This window comes from Bacillus bruguierae, from assembly GCF_037104725.1.
Lineage (GTDB): Bacteria > Bacillota > Bacilli > Bacillales > Bacillaceae_G > Bacillus_A > Bacillus_A bruguierae.
The window spans coordinates 20,034-38,442 of the sequence record NZ_JBAWSX010000006.1 but is presented as its reverse complement, the minus strand read 5'-3'; the positions used below and the strand labels follow the sequence as shown (position 1 = coordinate 38,442).

Sequence of the window (18,409 nt, the reverse complement as noted above, 5' to 3'; positions counted from 1 at the left end):
TGTCATATTAACGGATAGTAAGAATGAGATTGATAAAAGTTTTTTGACGAAAAAGAAACGAAATCCTCGTTTGTGTAGTTGCATTTTATCATAATATTTTTTCCACGGTAGAAAAGCATTAGCATGTTATGCAGATAGGAAAAGAGGAGTATAGACATTCTAAAGGAAGGGAAATTCAGTTATGATGGCTGCAAAATATGAATCTGTTCGAAATTGGATGAAGCAGGACCCGTACATTTTGAGGAAAGATAATACAATTCGAGAAGCATTACGAATACTAGCTGAATCAGAGAGCACAGAACTCCCTGTTTTAGAAAATAATCATGTGATTGGAGTTGTGAAACTAATTGATTGTGTAAAGTGGTTAGAGGATCATTCAGAGTGGGATGAACCGATTGTCACTATACTGAGACATTTTTTCTATAACGTAAGGGAAGAGTTTTCATTAAGCGAGTTAGAGAATATTCCACTTTACGTTACTTGCGAAGAAAACAGAGAGCTTAAAGGAGTGTTCAGTAATAAGGAATTATTAGCCTTTCATAAAGATTTGGTTCAAGAAATCGAATGTGCACATCAAATGATAGAATGGTTTAAACTTTGTTTTGATACTGCATACGAAGGTATTGCAATTGTGGATGAAAATGGAGTTATCCAAATGTTCAATGATACGTACAGTCGTTTTGTCGGTGTTACGAAGGAAGAAGCAATAGGGCAGCACGCTGAAAATGTAATTGAGAATACGCGGCTTCCAGTTGTATTAAAAACAGGAGTACCAGAAAGAAATCAAGTGCACCGTCTGCAAGGACAGAATCTAGTTGTGCACCGGATGCCAATTTGGAAGCAGGGAAGAGTGATAGGTGCTGTAGGGATGCTTATTCATGAAGGGATTTCAGATATTTATAAAATACTAGAACGATTTGATCAAAAGGATAGGGCAATCAAACCAACGTTTTCTAAACCGAAAAAGAAGCAGATTCGATTTGAAGATATTCTTGGAGAAAGTCAAACAATTTCTGAAACGAAAAAAATGGCTCGAAAAGCAGCTGGATCAAAAGCATCCGTATTAATTACTGGAGAAAGCGGTGTTGGTAAAGAGCAATTTGCACGTGCAATACATGATACCGGTATAACAAAAAACGGTCCATTTATTAGTGTGAACTGTGCTGCGATTCCTGATAATTTACTAGAATCTGAATTGTTTGGTTATGCAGAAGGTGCTTTTACAGGTGCGAAAAAGAATGGGAAGGCAGGGAAATTTGAACTTTCAAATCATGGAACATTATTTTTAGACGAGATTGGCGATATGTCACTATTAACGCAAGTGAAAATTTTACGTGTTTTACAAGAAAGGGAAATAGAAAGAATAGGAGGTACACATCCAATTCCTGTTGATTTCAGGCTAATCACAGCGACAAATAAAGATTTAAAACAAATGGTTAGAGAAGGTACCTTTAGAGAGGATTTATATCATCGTCTTCATGTTATTCCGATTCATATTCCACCGCTTCGCTTTCGAAAACAAGATATACCACTCATTGTTGAAGAACATTTACAAAAGTTATGTCAAATGTATGGTGCCGAAGAAAAGACACTTGATAAAGAGGTATTACGCCTTATGTTCCATTATAATTGGCCGGGTAATGTCAGGGAATTAATCAATGTGTTAGAAAGGCTATTTGCACTATCAGATGATGCACATATACAGGCTAAGGATTTACCAGAAGAATTTTATTACCGGGATATGGAGCAGAAGAAATTAGTACCTATGATTCAGTCTTTACCAGCAAAACAAGAAGCAATGAAAGTGGTGCGTGAAGAGGAAGAAAGAGGATTAATTGAACGCGTTTTAAAAGAAGCAAAAGGAAATAAGTCAAAAGCAGCGGCATTGTTAGGGATTTCTAGGGCGACCCTTTATAATAAATTGTCAAGATTCAAAATCTAAACAATTGTTATATCAAGTGTAAAACTGTCTAGACAGTTTTACGTTTTCTTTTCATTTTGCCCTTGTTCTATCAATTTTTAGATTGGCATAGATTTTGCATATAAATAAAATGAAGACTGAAATGATAGGGGGATACAGATGGAGAAAACAAAGTTGCAATGGGAAGAATTTTTTTCGCTGAATCAGGAGCTTAATACAATCTTTTTTACACCTGAGGATTTTTCAGGTGATGAAGATTTAATCGCAAAAACAACAGAACAATTTGTGAAACAGGAAATTGTTCCTCAAATTGAAAATATCGAGCAGCACAATTATCAAGTTTCCCGCAGGTTGTTTGAAAAGGCTGGAGAACTTGGATTGTTGAGTATAGAGGTTCCCGAAGAATATGGTGGATTTGAATTAGGGAAAGCAGTTTCTGGACTTGTGGCGGAAAAGATGGGATATGCAGGAGCCTTTAGTGTTTCTTTTAATATTCATGCTGGAGTAGGAACTCTGCCATATATATACTACGGAACAAAAGATCAGAAGGAAAAATACTTACCTAAAATTGCATCAGGCGAATGGATTGGAGCTTATGCTTTAACAGAACCTAATGCTGGATCTGATGCATTAAGTGCAAAAACAAGTGCTGTCTTAAACGAAGAAGGAACAGCTTGGACATTAAATGGTGAAAAACAGTGGATTACAAATGCTCATATGGCTGACGTATATGTTGTGTTTGCAAAGACAAATAAAGGAATGACAGCATTTATTGTCGAAAGAACATGTGAAGGCGTTTCGATTGGCCTAGAAGAAAAGAAAATGGGTATTAAAGGTTCTTCAACTGCGACACTGATTTTAGAGGATGTCATCATACCTGCTGAAAATGTACTAGGGGAAGTAGGAAAGGGACATCACGTAGCTCTTAATATTCTCAATTTTGCTAGATTGAAACTTGCTTTCGGAAATATTGGAACAGCAAAGCAAGCAATTGGCTTATCTGTTCAATACGGAAAAGAACGAAAACAGTTTCAAACAGAATTAGTTGATTTCACGATGATTCAAGAGAAAATTGCAAATATGATTATCGCTACATACGGTGCAGAGAGCGCAGCTTATCGAACAGCAGGCGTAATTGATGAAGCAATTCATGCGAGTGATGAAGGTATTATGCAGAAAATGTCTCAATTTGCAATGGAGTGTGCGATCAACAAAGTGAATGCTTCAGAAACACTTGGAAACATTGTGGATGAAGCGGTACAAATTCATGGTGGTTATGGTTATATGCAAGAATATGAAGTAGAACGATTATATCGCGATGCTAGAATTAGCCGTATATTTGAAGGAACGAATGAAATTAACCGCTTAACAGTTGCGAAAATGTTAATGAAACAAACGAAACAACTAGGGGACCAAGTAGATAAAGATAAATTTGAAAATGTAGAACGAAATCATCGTTATATTTTATTATCGAAACAATTATTGAAGAAATCTTTGAAAACGCTATCTCAAACTCCTGAATTAAAAATCGAACAAGAACAAGAATATTCACGCGTGCTAGCAGACATGTTGAAAGATGTATATGTAATGGAATCGGCATTTTTACGTACAAAGAAAGCGATAAGTAAAAATGGTGAAGAAAAAGAATGTACAAAACAGTTTATAACGGATGTGCTTTGTGAAGAAGGATATCGAAAAGTAGAATCAGCAGCAATTGTTCTTCTTTCTGCAGCGGTGCAAGAAGAGCAAACTAGAAACGCCATTCTAGATGAAATTCGTCAACTGTCAGTACCTCTATACACGAACTTGTTTACGAAAAAGAGAGAAATCGCAAAGACGATTATAAATCGCGGGAAATATATTGTTTAAATAGGAGGAGAGCAGTATGAAAAAGATTGGTTTTATCGGCTTAGGTAATATGGGTCTTCCAATGTCTAAAAATTTAGTTAAATCAAATTATACGGTATATGGAGTCGATTTAAATAAAGAGGCTGAAGCTTCCTTCGAGAAAGAAGGAGGAATCATCGGTTTATCAATTAGAAAATTAGCAGAAACATGTGATTTGATTTTTACAAGTTTACCGTCACCGCGAGCTGTTGAAGCTGTTTATTTTGGAGAAGAAGGTTTAATTGAGAATAGTCATTCGAATGTTGTTTTAATTGATACAAGCACAGTAGCTCCGCAACTAAATAAAAGATTGGCAGATGCTGCGAAGGATAAAAAAGTTGATTTCTTGGCTGCACCGGTTAGCGGCGGAGTGATTGGAGCGGAAAACCGCACATTAACTTTTATGGTTGGTGGACCAAAAGAAGTATATGAAAAAGGTTTACCAGAGATGGAAGTATTGGGAGCAAATATATTTCATGTGAGTGAGAAAATTGATAGTGGTACGACTGTAAAATTGATTAATAACTTATTAATTGGTTTTTATACAGCGGGTGTTAGTGAAGCTCTGACATTAGCAAAGAAAAACAATATGGATTTAGATAAAATGTTTGATATTTTAAATGTGAGTTATGGACAAAGTAGAATTTATGAGCGCAATTATAAAAGCTTTATTGCGCCAGAAAACTATGAACCAGGATTTACTGTAAATCTACTAAAGAAAGACTTAGGATTTGCAGTTGATTTAGCAAAAGAAAGTGAGCTTCACTTACCAGTAAGTGAAATGCTTTTGAATTTGTATGATGAAGCTGGTAAAGCAGGATATGGTGAAAAAGACATGGCTGCTTTATATCAAAAGGTAAGTGAACAATTAACCTCTAGTCATAAATAACAATGAATACTAGCAAATATAAAAAATAAAAAGGAGCGAATACAATGATCACAACAGAAATTAAACGCGTGAAAAATCATATTAATGGTGAATGGGTAGAATCTACTGGCACAGAAGTGGAAGCTGTTCCGAATCCTGCGACTGGGAAAATAATTGCTTATGTTCCACTTTCTCCAAAAGAAGATGTGGATCGTGCTGTTGAAGCTGCAAAAGCAGCATATGAAACATGGTCTAAAGTACCAGTTCCAAATCGCTCAAGACAGTTATATAAATATTTACAACTTTTACAAGAAAACAAAGATGAGCTTGCAAACATTATTACATTAGAAAATGGTAAAACATTAAAAGATGCAACTGGCGAAGTGCAGCGAGGAATTGAAGCTGTAGAACTGGCAACATCAACACCAAATTTAATGATGGGGCAAGCACTTCCAAATATTGCAGGTGGAATCGATGGTTCAATTTGGAGATACCCAATTGGAGTTGTTGCCGGTATTACGCCGTTCAACTTCCCAATGATGATTCCACTATGGATGTTCCCATTAGCAATCGCTTGTGGTAATACATTTGTATTAAAAACATCTGAAAGAACGCCGCTTTTAGCAGAAAAACTAGTAGAATTATTCTATGAAGCGGGCTTCCCAAAAGGGGTTTTAAACTTAGTACAAGGTGGAAAAGATGTTGTAAATAGCATTTTAGAAAATAAAGATATTCAAGCTGTTTCATTTGTTGGATCTGAGCCAGTTGCACGCTATGTATACGAAACAGGAACAAAATATGGAAAACGAGTACAAGCACTTGCAGGAGCGAAAAACCATGCAATTGTTATGCCGGACTGCAATATTGAAAAGACAGTACAAGGTGTCATTGGTTCTGCATTTGCGAGCAGTGGAGAGCGCTGCATGGCATGCTCTGTTGTAGCGGTAGTTGATGAAATTGCTGATGAATTCATTGATGTTCTTGTATCAGAAACGCGTAAATTAAAAGTCGGTGATGGTTTCCATGAAGAGAATTATGTAGGTCCATTAATTCGTGAATCTCATAAAGAGCGTGTACTAGGCTATATTAATAGCGGTGTAGCAGATGGAGCTACTTTATTAGTAGATGGCCGTAAAATTAATGAAGAAGTCCGCGAAGGGTATTTCGTTGGAGCAACAATCTTTGATGGTGTGAATCAAGATATGAAAATTTGGCAAGATGAAATTTTTGCTCCAGTATTAAGCATTGTGAGAGTAAAGGATCTAGAAGAAGGAATTAAGCTTACAAACCAATCAAAATTTGCAAATGGTGCAGTCATTTATACGTCAAGTGGTAAACACGCACAAACATTCCGTGATAATATTGATGCAGGGATGATTGGCGTAAACGTAAACGTTCCAGCTCCAATGGCATTTTTCGCATTTGCAGGAAATAAAGCTTCTTTCTACGGTGACTTAGGTACAAATGGAAAAGATGGTGTACAATTTTATACACGTAAAAAAGTAGTGACAGAACGCTGGTTTTAAGAAGAATGTAAAAAAGTGTCCATGGTATTGGACACTTTTTATTTGAAATAAAATGTATAAGTTTCACTTGATATAATTAGCTTCTTAGAAGGCTGAAAAAGCTGTTCACAACCTCGTCTGAAACATCCTCTAATTGCTTATATTTATATTGAGGGTTTTGGTCCTTATCAATGACAACAGAGCGTATTCCTTCGAAAAAATCTTCATGTTTCAGAAAATTTTTAGCGAGTACAAGATCAGTAGCAAAGCACTCTTCTAATGTTTTTTCTTCTCCATCAATAAATTGTTTTAAAGTTATCTTTAAAGAGAAAGGTGATTTTGACAACATTGTTTCTTTTGTGTGCGTTGCAAAATGGCTTGCATCTTTTTCTAAAGAATGGATAATTTCTTCAACAGTGTAATAAGAAAAATGCCTATCAATATTTGATTGGAACGATGATAGTTCACTTTCGGTAGTAGGAAGCTCAGAATAGTCATTGATTAGCTCTGTTAATGATGTATGGATATCTTTTGCATGCCAATCTACTTGTTCAATATGAGTAAGAAGAGCATTCAATTTTTCGCTTGTCATGTAAAATTCTGCAGCATTTATATATAGTACATCAGGGGCTTTAATGACAGAAGCTGTTAATGCTAAGTAACGTCCTATATAGCCCGGCGCTTTATTTAAAAAGTAAGCAGATCCGACATCAGGGAAAAAGCCGATATTCATTTCTGGCATCGCCCACTTTGTTCGCTCAGTTACAATTCTATGACTAGCTCCGTAAGTGAGCCCAACTCCTCCGCCCATAACAAAGCCATCTAAACACGCGACAATTGGTTTAGGAAACTTATAAACGAGCATATCTAATTGGAATTCATCTTCAAAAAATTGCTCGGCTTTTTGCAGGGCAGAGTCATGTAAACGAGCTTCGTAAAGAGTCTTAATGTCACCACCGGCACAAAGTCCCTTCGTACCTGCGCCTTTTATAATGACAAGATGAATTTGATCATCCATTTCCCATTCTTTCAATTTTTGTGAAATTGGTCCTATCATTTCATAAGAAATGGAGTTTAATGCTTTTGGGCGATTTAACGTAATGGTAGCTACTCCATTTTTGTTAACTGAAAATAGAACTTGATCAGTCATAATATATCCTCCTTTATCATTCTCTGTTTGTTTTCACAAGTTGTGTCAGTGTATAAACAAATAGACATTTTGTAAAAAAACAGAGAAATTGCGTTTTTATATATAAATTTCTTGTTTTTTTTCTTTAATCCTGCAATACCACATGTCTTTCTTTGTTTTAAAATGAAGAGCAAATGAATATACTGTAGAAAATAGACATAATCTTTAATAGTAATGCGTTTTTTGGAGAGATATTTGGGAAGGATTTTATAAAAGAAAAAGGAATAAAACTTCTAACGATTAATTGATATGATTTGCAATTTTTTATAATAAAGGTTTTAATAAATTGATATAATGAGTTTTCTATATTTTGGTCTTATTTTCGTTTTTAGGTTTGTTGATAAGTTTATTTTTACTAAATATAGAATGTTTACTTAATGTACCCTAAGAAAGTAGAGGGAGGGGAGATTGGAATGCCAGGGCTTTTGTTATTATCAGTCATTATTTTGTCTTCTCTTATGGTTGGTTTAACTTTTTATTTTCATCAAGAAGATACAGAGCAAGATACTGTGCGAGATAAAGTACGATTGGTATTTCCAATTTTCATTTTAACAATTGCAATTAGTTTTGCATTAACTGAAAATAATTACGTTGCAATTCTTTCATGGTTTTTTATGACAGTGTTATTATTCATTGTGTTGTACGTTGTAATGAAGGATTATTTACAAAAATAAAAGTGCCATTTATGGCACTTTTATTTTAAAGTAATATTTAATTTCACATACCGTAATAAAAAGAAAATAAAAAATCGATAGAAATAAATCCTTTAGAAATATAAAATAGTTGGGTATGGACTGGAAAGAATAATGATAAAAGTTTTTCTTTATATTCTGTTGTCACTTTTCTCATACTACAAATGAATAATGGTAGAAGCCAAATGAGTTTTCGTTAGGGAAGTCATACCATTCTTACTCATTCTCTTGTCAATCAGTAATACCCACTATACTATGAAAATAGAGACATAAAAAAGGGGTGTTTTTGCATGAAGTTTGAAATGCATACAAAGATTACTACAAATGAAACCGAGAAACGATTACATACAGAAGATAATATATTTCAGTTAGTGTTAGAAGGATATCATTTATTTGTTATTGATGAAATATTGCCGGTGTATAAAACAAGACAAGAGCTTGTTGGAAGTGCCGTTGTAAAGAAAGTGGAATGGGCAGAGGGAAGAACGACGCTGTTATATCAACTTATTTCACTTCAATCTGTGAATTAATAGAAAAGAAAGGAAGGGAAAGATGAAATTTTTTCATACAGCCGATTGGCATTTAGGAAAGCTTGTACATGGTGTTTATATGACAGAAGATCAGCGCTATGTTTTAGAACAATTTATACAAGCAGTGAAAGAAGAAAAACCAGATGCTGTTATTATTGCAGGAGACTTATACGATCGTGCCATCCCGCCGACAGAAGCGGTAGATTTGTTAAATGAAACATTACAAAAAATTGTAATTGAATTACAAACACCAGTACTAGCGATAGCGGGAAATCATGATAGTCCAGATCGTATTCATTTTGGAAGTAGTTTAATGAAGAAACAAGGCTTACACATCGTCGGACAATTTCAATATCCATATGAGCCTGTTGTTATGCAGGATGAATATGGAGAAGTACATTTTCATTTAGTCCCATATGTTGATCCGAGCATCGTTCGTCATGTTATGAAAAATGAGGACATTCGTAGTCATGACGATGCGATGCGTATTTTTATGAATGAGTTATCGGAAAGTATGGATAAAGAGGCGCGTCATGTCTTTATCGGACATGCTTTTGTAACATCATCAGGGGAAGCAGAAGAAAATACAAGTGATGCTGAAAGACCATTATCCATTGGCGGAGCAGAATATGTAAACAGTCATTATTTTGATGCTTTTCATTACACAGCGCTCGGACATCTACATCAGGCGCATTATGTACGAAATGAGACAATCCGCTATGCAGGTTCTCCGCTCGCTTATTCTATTTCGGAAGAGCATCATAAAAAAGGGTATTACATTGTTGAATTAAATGAAGCAGGACAAGTAACACTTGAGAAACGATCGTTAACACCAAAGCGTAAAATGAGAACGGTTGAGGCAAAAATTGATGAATTGTTGAAACAATCTGTTTGCGAAGACTATGTATTTGTAAAATTATTAGATGAAAATCCTGTATTGCAGCCGATGGAAAAGATTCGTTCTGTTTATCCGAATGCAATGCATGTAGAGCGTGTTATACAAAGAAAAGAATTAGCAAATGAAAATATTGCAGTCACTTCACGTCATAGAATGGATGATCTTTCCCTTGTGAAAGCTTTTTATAAAGAAATGAAAGGGTCAGAGTTATCAGAAGAAAAAGAACGCCTCTTCTTAGAAGTATTAAAGACAGTTCATGAGCGAGAGGGGGAGAGAGCATGAGACCTATCAAACTTATTATGACAGCGTTTGGTCCATATAAGCAGCAAGAAACGATTGATTTTAAAGAATTAGGCGAACATCGAATCTTTGCGATTTCTGGAAATACAGGTGCAGGAAAAACAACGATTTTTGATGCGATTTGTTATGCGCTGTACGGAGAAGCGAGTGGAGAGGAACGCAATGATACGAGTATGCTTCGTAGTCAATTTGCTGATGATAGCGTATATACAAGCGTTGAATTATTATTCCAATTAAAAGAAAAAACTTATTGTATAAAGAGGCAACTTGGTCATAAAAAGCAAGGAAATAAAACGATTACGGGCCATGCAATTGAATTTTATGAAGTTGTTGATAACGAACAAATTCCATGTGTAGATCGTTTTCACGTGACGGATGTAAACAAAAAAGTGGAAGATTTAATTGGTCTTAGTAAGCATCAATTTAGTCAAATTGTGATGCTTCCACAAGGTGAATTTCGTAAACTGTTAACATCTGAAACAGAAAATAAAGAGGAAATTTTACGCCGCATTTTTAAAACAGATCGATATAAATTAATGAGAGAGTTATTAGATCAAAAGCGTAAAGAATGGAAAGATGTTCTGCAAGAAAAGCAAAAAGAACGTGAATTGTACTTTCGTAACGTTTTCAAGCTTCCTATACGTGGCGGTACATTACTTGAGATATTAGTAAATCAAGAACATGTAAATACACATCAAGTAGTAGAAGTACTTCGGCAAGAAATAGATTTTTATGGAGAACAAGCAAAGCAATTAGAACAACAAGAATCCATGCAGTTAAAGCAATTAAAAGAAGCAGAAACAGGTTATCATGAAGCAAAAGCTTTGAATGATAGATTACAAGATTTGCAAACAAAACAAAATCGTTATGAAACATTAGGACAAGAACGTCCTTCTATTGTAGTGAAAGAACAACAATTGAAACAAGCTGAGCAAGCAAACCGGTTATTACCGTTTGAACAGTGGTATGATGAAGCAGTTCAAAGTGCAGAGCAAGCTGAGCAATATATGAAACAAACGGCTGCTAAACAAGAACAACTAGTATTAGCTTATGAACGTGCAGAGCAGCAGTACGAACAAGAAAAAAACAATGAAACAGTCCGTGAAGAAACGAAGCGAAACATTCAAATGTTAGAAGAATTAAAAGAGGTTATTGCCACATTTGCTGATAAACAACTAAAATTAGCGGCGTCAGAAAAGCAAAAGGAGCAATTTAAGCTTGAGATGAGCAAATTAGAGGAGCAGCAAGAATTCGGTAGTGCACAAAAACAACAGCTTTCTGCTAAGTTAAAACAGATGGAACAAGCGCTTGAGCAATATATAACAAAAGCAGAGCAGTTAAGTCGTATGCGTGAAGATGCAAAAGTATTAAAAGATACTTACCAAGTATGGCAAGAAGTGCAAAAATATGAGAAGGAAAGAAAAGGTACCTTAAAGCAGATGAATACTGCTCAGCAAACGTATGAAGCTTTGGAGAAATCATGGTTAAACGAACAAGCTGGTCAGTTAGCGATTCATTTACATGATGGTAAACCTTGCCCGGTTTGTGGCAGTACTTCTCACCCGAATAAAGCGACTGAACAAGAACTGTCCATTGATGAAGAACAGTTAAATAGTCTTCGTGAACAAAAAGTACAAGCTGAAAAGCAGTTTGTTCAAATAGAAGAAAAATGTAATTTTTATAAAGGGCAATATGAAGAATTATGTAAAGAAGTGCAGAGTCGTGGATATGCTGCACTAGAGCTAGGAGATGCGTATCAAACATTAATCCAGCAAGGAAAACAATTAGCTGCAGAAGTAAATGACTTAAAAGCGACTGAAGAAGAACGTAAACAACTTTCACCACAGCTGCAAAAGCTAGACGAACAATTAGATAAATTGCAGGGGGCTAAACGTGATGTAGAAGAAAAATTGCATCGCTCTGAAATAGAATTGATTCAATTGCGAACAGCGTATGAAAATGACAAAGAAAAAATTCCAGCAGAGATGCAAACATTAGAAGCGTGGCAACAAGCATACGAAGCAAAAGCTTCTTTACTTCATCGTCTGCAAGAAGCATGGCAAAGAGCACAAGATGAATTTCAGCGCTCTACGAGTGAAAAAATTCGGGTGGAAGCAGCGTATAAGGAAGCGCAGCGACAATTTATACAAAGAACTGAGAAAAAAGAAGAACAATATGCACGTTTCATGAAAGAACTTGAAGCAAGTGGTTTTGCGAGTCAGCAAGTATACACTGAAGCTAAATTATCAGACGCAGAGCGAATGAGCTTACAACAGCACATTCAATCTTATTACTCAGCGCTCGAAGTATTAACAAAACAAATTGAAGAATTAACAGAGGCGCTCCGTGGAAAAGAATGGATTGAGTTAACGCAATTAGAAGAACAGTTAAAAGAATTAGAAATTCAGCTTGATATTATAAAAGAACAACGTCAGCGTACGAAAAGTGCCAATGAATATATTTCCGATCTGCATGAAAATATTCGTCGCATTGATGAACAAATTCATGAAGAAGAAACAGCATTCCAAGAGCTCATTGATTTATATGAGGTGATGAAAGGTGACAATGAAAGTCGCATTTCATTTGAGCGTTACATTTTAATAGAATATTTAGAGCAAATTGTTCAAGTAGCCAATGAACGACTTCGTAAACTATCGAACGGACAGTTTTACTTAAAACGAAGTGAACGCGTCGAAAAACGAAATCGTCAAAGCGGTTTAGGATTAGATGTATATGATGCCTATACAGGGCAAACACGTGATGTGAAAACATTATCCGGCGGCGAAAAATTTAACGCATCGCTTTGCCTAGCACTCGGTATGGCCGATATCATCCAATCATATGAAGGCGGTATTTCAATTGAAACAATGTTCATTGACGAAGGCTTCGGTTCATTAGATGAAGAATCATTAACGAAAGCGGTAGATGCTTTAATTGACCTTCAAAAATCAGGCCGTTTCATTGGGGTAATCTCGCACGTACAAGAACTGAAGAGTGCAATGCCAGCAGTGCTGGAAGTAATGAAGAAGAAAGATGGATGTAGTAAGACGAGGTTTGTGGTGAAATAGATACGATTTCTTGTCGATTTTACCCATCGTTCTTAACGATTTTTAAGTCCGAGTCACACTAGCGGTCACACTTTTCGAATACTTCGTCAAGTTTTTCAGCTACAGAACGTTGCATATCAGGTAACACATGACTGTACGTATTTAACGTAGTTCCAATATCGGAGTGACCTAAACGTTCCGATATTAATTTTACATTAACGTTTTGTTGTATTAATAGAGTAGCGTGTGTATGTCGTAAGTCATGGAATCGTATTTTAGGTAGTCCGAGTTTTTCAGTTACATTATAAAATGATCTACGTATACTATGTGAATCCAATGGTTTTCCATATTTAGAAGGTAGAACTAAGTCTAAGTCGGTGTATTTATCACCGACTTTTTCTTTTTCGTATTCAATAAGCTTACGATGGGAATTTAGTTCTTCAACCAAAATTTGCGGAATATGGATCGTGCGTATACTCGTTTTATTTTTCGTTCCATATTTTAATTCACCGCGCTCGGATAACGTTTGTCTAACGAAAATTCTATTGTTTTCAAAGTCGACATCTTTCCATCGTAGCTCCAAAATTTCACCTTGACGCATGCCAGTAAATATTGCTACTGAAAAACAAATATGAAACCTGGTAGCATTCTTCATTTTCTTACTTTCCCTCAAAAAGTGATTTACCTGATTTAATGTCCAAACATCCATTTCAGTTTTAGAAATTCTAGGTAAAACAACATCTGTTGCTGGATTATCCTTAATCAATTTAAGTATCTTCGTTCTTTTCAAAGATGTTCTTATAAAACTAAAAGTTAAATTTATTGTACCTTTTGAATAACGCTTTTCCTCAATCAATGTATTGATATAGTGTTGAAGATGCATGGTTGTGATTTCTTTCATTTTCAAATGACCAAGACGAGGCTTTATGATATTCAAATAGTACGTATAATTTGCTCGAAAGGTAGTTTTTTGAAGTTGATTCTGCCTTTCTTTAAACCATTGCTCCATAAATACTTCATATGACATGTGGGATAGTTTAAGAAAATCATCGTTAAGATAGTCGGCCTTTAAAAGCGTCATCTCCTCATTTGCTTCACGTCTAGAATCGAATCCTCTACGTCTTACCTGTTTTCGTTTTCCTGTCATAGGGTCTTTAATAGCGAAAACAAAATCCCATTTACCTGTATTTTTGTTTTTACTTACTGTACCACTCAATCTTATGTCCTCCTTTAAAAGTCACAAGAAAGAGAAATATGCCTTCCATTAACTGTATTTTAAAGCTGTAGTCACAATTTGTATAGGGGATAAAAAGTAGAAAAACGTCAATTAATTATTTTTTTCGAAAAAAGTGCGCGAGATTCAAAAGTCACGCGTCATAGTAAGTGTAAGGAGTTCACAAGGCATTACACGGAGGTGGGAACGGGTGAGCGAAAATAACAACTTAGTATCAATCGAAGCCCAAACGGAATATTTAGTAACGAGTGGAAAGTGAGAAACGCGCATCTTTCTAAAAATGTATGTTGACGCTGTACATTCCGGTTTAATAGCAGACTTAAGTCCGGAAAGATGGACGACACTTTGTGTTCTAGCATCGTTTATGGACGAAGATGGTGAATGTTACCCAACACAAGACATGATAGCTAAACGTCTTAATATAAGTCGTGAGAGCGCTAATAGGCGCATTAAAAAGTTATGTGAGTATCGTTGGCAAGGTAAACCGTTAGTCATAAAGGAAAGACGAAGACATGAACGCACGCAGCAGTGGGAGAATACGGTTTATACGATTCTACCGATTAGCCAGCTTGCGATATTCGGAAATGAGCCGGAGACATTAGAGCCAAGTGGCGTGTAACCATACATGGTAACTTCCACACATGGTTGTAGTTCACACTAACAAGAACTATCTTTTAACAAGAAAAAGATTAAGAGCCCAAACCTGGAAGTTTATTTCTATTGAAATAAACTTCCTCATTAATATATTCGACGATAATTACTTATTAAAAGAACGCCGCTAATAGATGATAAGATACAACGAGCGAAAGCGAAGTTGTAAGGTTTAAAAAAGAGAGAAATGTTTTATAAATATAAACAAATTTTCAGATGATAAAAAATAAGTTTTATATGGAACACGATAACAAACATATAAAAGTATGTTTAATGTGAGGTGTTTACGATGAAAGATATAACGGCAGGTAGATTACAACGACTACTAGCGAACCTCGACAAAGAGATAGCACCGTTAGAAGCGGTATTCAACGAAGGCGACCGTCAATTAAAACACATTGAATGGGTTCAAATAGACTTGCTTCATATCGTTGAGTTAGAGACGTTCAGTTCTGTACGAGGTTATCACTTAGCGAAAAAACTTAAAGAAGTCCGTACAGAACGCCGTGCAATAAAAGATCGTTGGGAGGAACTTAAGATAGCGTTAGACTCACTACAGGAAACGAAAGAGCATATGCTAGCGATTCGTGAAAAGAGAAAGAATTTAGATGATCGTAAGTACCGCATTAGAAAGCTAGATGGAGACTTCGAAATATATGCGGATGATATTGTCGGTAAAAAGAAACCACTAACGTAGATTCTACGGTCAAATAGCTAGAAACTTATCGAAGAATTTACGGACGTTTTTATCAGTTAATACAAATGGAGGAGCAATGCAGTTACACGATTTTTTACTGAAAGAAATCTACATCGAAGCGCTAATCCGTCGCAACGTATTCAAAACGGAAGACGGACGGGACTTATGGCAGGCGTCTAACGAGGAATTACACGCGCGGTTATTTGGAAGGGACTTATTATTTGACGAGGAGGGAACGAAATGAGATTCGGAGATTGGTTCGAAGCGCATCATGGAATGTCATTAACAGAAAAGATTCAGTCGCTTAGATGTGATGGCTTTCGTGAGGGTTATATTTCACAATATATGCTCGATAAATATATCGAGTTTAAGAGATTGGAGGTTACGAGATGACTCGAATATCAACGAAAGATTTTCGCAACCTACCAATCGGAAAGTGGAACGTAACAACATTCCGAGAGTACCTAAAACACGTACATGAAGGGCGTTACGGAATCCCGTACGTCACTCGCAGTTACACAATGGAAGGGCGAATGTTGAAGATGTCACTTGCGGAATATAACCAGGTAGTTTTGAAACGATTCATCGACGCATGTTTTGCCGACTATAAGCCGACGCGGGAGTATCCCGGACTGAATTACGCGCTTATGTATTCGTATATACGAGGGCGGTTGTTACCGAGAGTATTAGATGAATTATGTAGGGAAGAAGCGAGGTTACAGAGACAAGTAGAGGTTACACAAGTAAGTACGGAAGAAATTATTGATTATTTATAAACGGAGGGATCACGATGAGTAAAAGAGGACGACGCGCCTTGACATACGAAACAGTCAAGGTGGAATTTGAAGCGAAAGGCTATACGTTATTAGAAACGGAATGCAAAACCGCAGCTACAAAAATGCGTTATACATGTCCGTACCATGCGGATCGTGCGTTATCGATAACTTACAACGCTTTACAACAAGGTAGTGGTTGCCGTTATTGCAGCATAGAAAAGCGGGCGGAGGATGCGAAACATTCGTTTGATTACGTCAAGAGCGTATTTGAAGCACGCGGCTACAACCTACTCGAAACAGAATACGTTAAAGCTACCGCAAAAATGCGTTATGAGTGTCCGCATCATCCAGACAGAATATTTTCGATATCATTCGCTCATCTACAACGTGGGCATGGGTGCCCACAATGCGGTCATGAAAGCAGTAGTAAGATACGGTCAGGGGCACATTTAAAACCAATTAATTATACGAAAGCTGAACGTCAGGAAGCACGTAAAGAGACTTCGAGACTTTTAAATACGTATTGCTACGATTGTCCTAATCGAGACTTACCATAGATCGGAGCGATTAAAGAACATTGCTATAAAAATTGTCCGCACGGAATCGGATTAGATTTACGTAGATGTGGCGCTATATTAGCCGGAGAAGATGCGGACGTAGTGATTGAACGTATAAAGTACGATTTGAGAAGGAGCGTATTGACCGTAAGGAAGTAGCGGTATAATGTAGTGTATTTTATCTTCTCACTGTTCGCTATACCAAAGCGAATCATGCAACCGTCAGTGTAACTCGTACATCGCACTACACGGCTATAACAGTAACGGTGGGCGTATGGCAGCGACCAACTTACCGAAAGAATACCGTCATTTAATGTTACAGAATTCGCCTGTACGATCGTCTCAGTCGAAAGTCTATAAATCTATCGAGGCGTATGTAATAACTTTCTCACGGCAGTTTGAGGTGAATGAGTCGACGGACCCGAAGGACAAGATCAAATCGATGTATTTGTTTTCCGAAGAAACTGGAACGGGGAAAACGACGACAGCAGCCGTTATTTTAAACGAGTGGCTTATACGGCATTATATCGGTAGTTTGCAACAAAATAGGCAATCGTTGCAGGTACCTGGATATTTCTTAGATGTTAACGAATGGCAAACGTTATTTAACGAATTTAATCGGTCAAACATACCGAAAGAAGTTGCTGAGAAATCGGCAAAAGAATACTACCGTCGCATGAGTAACGCAAAGACGGTACCTTTCGCAGTATTCGACGATATTGGAGTACGGAGTGCGACCGAGGCATTTCGAGGTGATTTACATGCGGTGATAAACCATCGGGTAACGAACGGATTACCTACGGTATACACTTCGAACATTCCTATCGACGAGTTGGAAAGCGTGTTTGATCGTAGGTTGTACGATAGAGTACGAGATTTATGCGTGGTGTTGCCGTTCGAGGGCGATTCGAAGAGGGGGATGCGGAGATGAGTAAAGGCACGCCATTTTGAATGGTTATTATAGCGTGCCAAGACTATTAAACTTCTAATAATTTGTTGATGTAGGATTGAGTATTAGAAAACCATTCCGGTGAAATCAAATCTTCTTGGATTGTATAATCTTGTAAATCTTTACCTTCAGACAAGTATATTTTCCAAATGTTTTGCTTTATTTTTGTTGATTTACCCCATAGTTGTTCCAGTGTTTGGACTGATGGTTCTAAAACAAAATAAAAGTCATCATTTCTTGTTTTTCCACCTTCTGATTCTTTGAATTTGTCTTTGAAAGTCAGAAGAACATAAGGGATATAAAGGGAGGTTAGACCTTGTTGATACCAAAGTTTCTTATCATTAGCAATTTTTATTAATTCTCTGAACTCTGATACTGATAAGCCGTCAGCTAAAGTAGTACATTTATTAAAAATATCAAAGGAATGGTTTTTTACGTATTCGATTATTTTTTCTCCATTCTCCCTATCAATTTGAGAACTTAATGAATTAGAATAATCAACGCGATTCTTTTTAATTGTTGGACAAATTGAGTTGCTAGGATGCCTAAAGTAGGCGCTTTTAACAAGGGATTGTTCAGCATCTACACGGATATCAACTTCACAGACGGGGCATATAATAGGTTCATCTTTATGCTTGGTTAAATAGGTTTTTAAGTTAACCTTTTTACGAGAATCTTTTAATAGTGCAGTATATAAAGTCACCAATT

18 protein-coding genes are annotated in these 18,409 nt (G+C 36.4%); 15 read left to right on the top strand and 3 right to left on the bottom strand.

The window, feature by feature from the left end; all coding sequences use genetic code 11:
- The first annotated feature begins 181 nt into the window (after positions 1-181).
- The 4 genes from WAZ07_RS11970 (at position 182) to WAZ07_RS11955 (ending at position 6,202) form a co-directional block, all read left to right on the top strand.
- Positions 182-1,942: a sigma 54-interacting transcriptional regulator gene (locus WAZ07_RS11970; protein WP_336472644.1), complete on the top strand. Its 1,761-nt coding sequence runs from the start codon at positions 182-184 to the stop codon at positions 1,940-1,942.
- A 138-nt stretch (positions 1,943-2,080) separates the two neighbouring features.
- The gene (locus tag WAZ07_RS11965; RefSeq protein ID WP_336472643.1) at positions 2,081-3,790 is read left to right on the top strand and encodes an acyl-CoA dehydrogenase family protein; all 1,710 of its coding nucleotides are present in this window, start codon (positions 2,081-2,083) and stop codon (positions 3,788-3,790) included.
- Positions 3,791-3,806: 16 nt separating this feature from the next.
- Entirely contained in the window at positions 3,807-4,697 is an 891-nt protein-coding gene (locus tag WAZ07_RS11960) for an NAD(P)-dependent oxidoreductase (protein ID WP_336472642.1), read from the top strand.
- Positions 4,698-4,741: 44 nt separating this feature from the next.
- Positions 4,742-6,202, top strand: coding sequence for a CoA-acylating methylmalonate-semialdehyde dehydrogenase (locus WAZ07_RS11955; protein WP_336472641.1), 1,461 nt, complete (start codon positions 4,742-4,744; stop codon positions 6,200-6,202).
- Between the two features lie 76 nt (positions 6,203-6,278).
- On the opposite strand, the gene WAZ07_RS11950 is transcribed toward WAZ07_RS11955, so the two are convergent.
- A complete protein-coding gene (locus WAZ07_RS11950; protein ID WP_336472640.1) occupies positions 6,279-7,331 on the bottom strand; it encodes an enoyl-CoA hydratase/isomerase family protein in 1,053 nt (350 codons plus the stop codon).
- Positions 7,332-7,783: 452 nt separating this feature from the next.
- Here WAZ07_RS11950 and WAZ07_RS11945 point away from each other — a divergent pair, with 452 nt between their 5' ends.
- The 4 genes from WAZ07_RS11945 (at position 7,784) to WAZ07_RS11930 (ending at position 12,858) form a co-directional block, all read left to right on the top strand.
- Positions 7,784-8,044: a hypothetical protein gene (locus WAZ07_RS11945; protein ID WP_090911532.1), complete on the top strand. Its 261-nt coding sequence runs from the start codon at positions 7,784-7,786 to the stop codon at positions 8,042-8,044.
- A 308-nt stretch (positions 8,045-8,352) separates the two neighbouring features.
- The gene (locus WAZ07_RS11940; protein ID WP_090911530.1) at positions 8,353-8,592 is read left to right on the top strand and encodes a DUF2584 family protein; all 240 of its coding nucleotides are present in this window, start codon (positions 8,353-8,355) and stop codon (positions 8,590-8,592) included.
- A 22-nt stretch (positions 8,593-8,614) separates the two neighbouring features.
- Positions 8,615-9,772 (top strand): exonuclease SbcCD subunit D, encoded by a 1,158-nt coding sequence (locus WAZ07_RS11935; protein WP_336472639.1) that lies wholly within the window; start codon positions 8,615-8,617, stop codon positions 9,770-9,772.
- Positions 9,769-12,858 carry an SMC family ATPase gene (locus WAZ07_RS11930; RefSeq protein ID WP_336472638.1) on the top strand — a complete coding sequence of 1,030 codons (3,090 nt, stop codon included), beginning with the start codon at positions 9,769-9,771 and terminating at the stop codon, positions 12,856-12,858. Before WAZ07_RS11935 ends, WAZ07_RS11930 begins: the two co-directional genes overlap by 4 nt.
- A gap of 58 nt (positions 12,859-12,916) precedes the next feature.
- Here the strand turns inward: WAZ07_RS11930 and WAZ07_RS11925 are convergent, their stop codons facing one another.
- A complete protein-coding gene (locus WAZ07_RS11925; RefSeq protein WP_336472637.1) occupies positions 12,917-14,053 on the bottom strand; it encodes a site-specific integrase in 1,137 nt (378 codons plus the stop codon).
- Between the two features lie 298 nt (positions 14,054-14,351).
- Between WAZ07_RS11925 and WAZ07_RS11920 the strand changes: the two genes are divergently transcribed.
- From WAZ07_RS11920 to WAZ07_RS11890, 7 genes are all read left to right on the top strand, one after another.
- Positions 14,352-14,690, top strand: a complete 339-nt coding sequence (locus tag WAZ07_RS11920) for a helix-turn-helix domain-containing protein (protein ID WP_336472636.1) — start codon at positions 14,352-14,354, stop codon at positions 14,688-14,690.
- 321 nt (positions 14,691-15,011) lie between these two features.
- Positions 15,012-15,419: a hypothetical protein gene (locus tag WAZ07_RS11915; RefSeq protein WP_336472635.1), complete on the top strand. Its 408-nt coding sequence runs from the start codon at positions 15,012-15,014 to the stop codon at positions 15,417-15,419.
- Positions 15,420-15,495: 76 nt separating this feature from the next.
- Positions 15,496-15,663 carry a Fur-regulated basic protein FbpA gene (gene fbpA, locus WAZ07_RS11910; protein ID WP_336472634.1) on the top strand — a complete coding sequence of 56 codons (168 nt, stop codon included), beginning with the start codon at positions 15,496-15,498 and terminating at the stop codon, positions 15,661-15,663.
- Positions 15,660-15,812, top strand: coding sequence for a hypothetical protein (locus WAZ07_RS11905; protein WP_336472633.1), 153 nt, complete (start codon positions 15,660-15,662; stop codon positions 15,810-15,812). The genes fbpA and WAZ07_RS11905 overlap by 4 nt, the downstream gene beginning before the upstream one ends.
- Positions 15,809-16,195 (top strand): hypothetical protein, encoded by a 387-nt coding sequence (locus WAZ07_RS11900; RefSeq protein ID WP_336472632.1) that lies wholly within the window; start codon positions 15,809-15,811, stop codon positions 16,193-16,195. The genes WAZ07_RS11905 and WAZ07_RS11900 overlap by 4 nt, the downstream gene beginning before the upstream one ends.
- Before the next feature lie 14 nt (positions 16,196-16,209).
- The gene (locus tag WAZ07_RS11895; protein ID WP_336472631.1) at positions 16,210-16,752 is read left to right on the top strand and encodes a DUF723 domain-containing protein; all 543 of its coding nucleotides are present in this window, start codon (positions 16,210-16,212) and stop codon (positions 16,750-16,752) included.
- Positions 16,753-17,026: 274 nt separating this feature from the next.
- The gene (locus WAZ07_RS11890) at positions 17,027-17,683 is read left to right on the top strand and encodes a P-loop NTPase family protein (RefSeq protein ID WP_336472630.1); all 657 of its coding nucleotides are present in this window, start codon (positions 17,027-17,029) and stop codon (positions 17,681-17,683) included.
- Positions 17,684-17,729: 46 nt separating this feature from the next.
- Here the strand turns inward: WAZ07_RS11890 and WAZ07_RS11885 are convergent, their stop codons facing one another.
- Positions 17,730-18,404 carry a hypothetical protein gene (locus WAZ07_RS11885; RefSeq protein ID WP_336472629.1) on the bottom strand — a complete coding sequence of 225 codons (675 nt, stop codon included), beginning with the start codon at positions 18,402-18,404 and terminating at the stop codon, positions 17,730-17,732.
- Between the last annotated feature and the right edge of the window lie 5 nt (positions 18,405-18,409).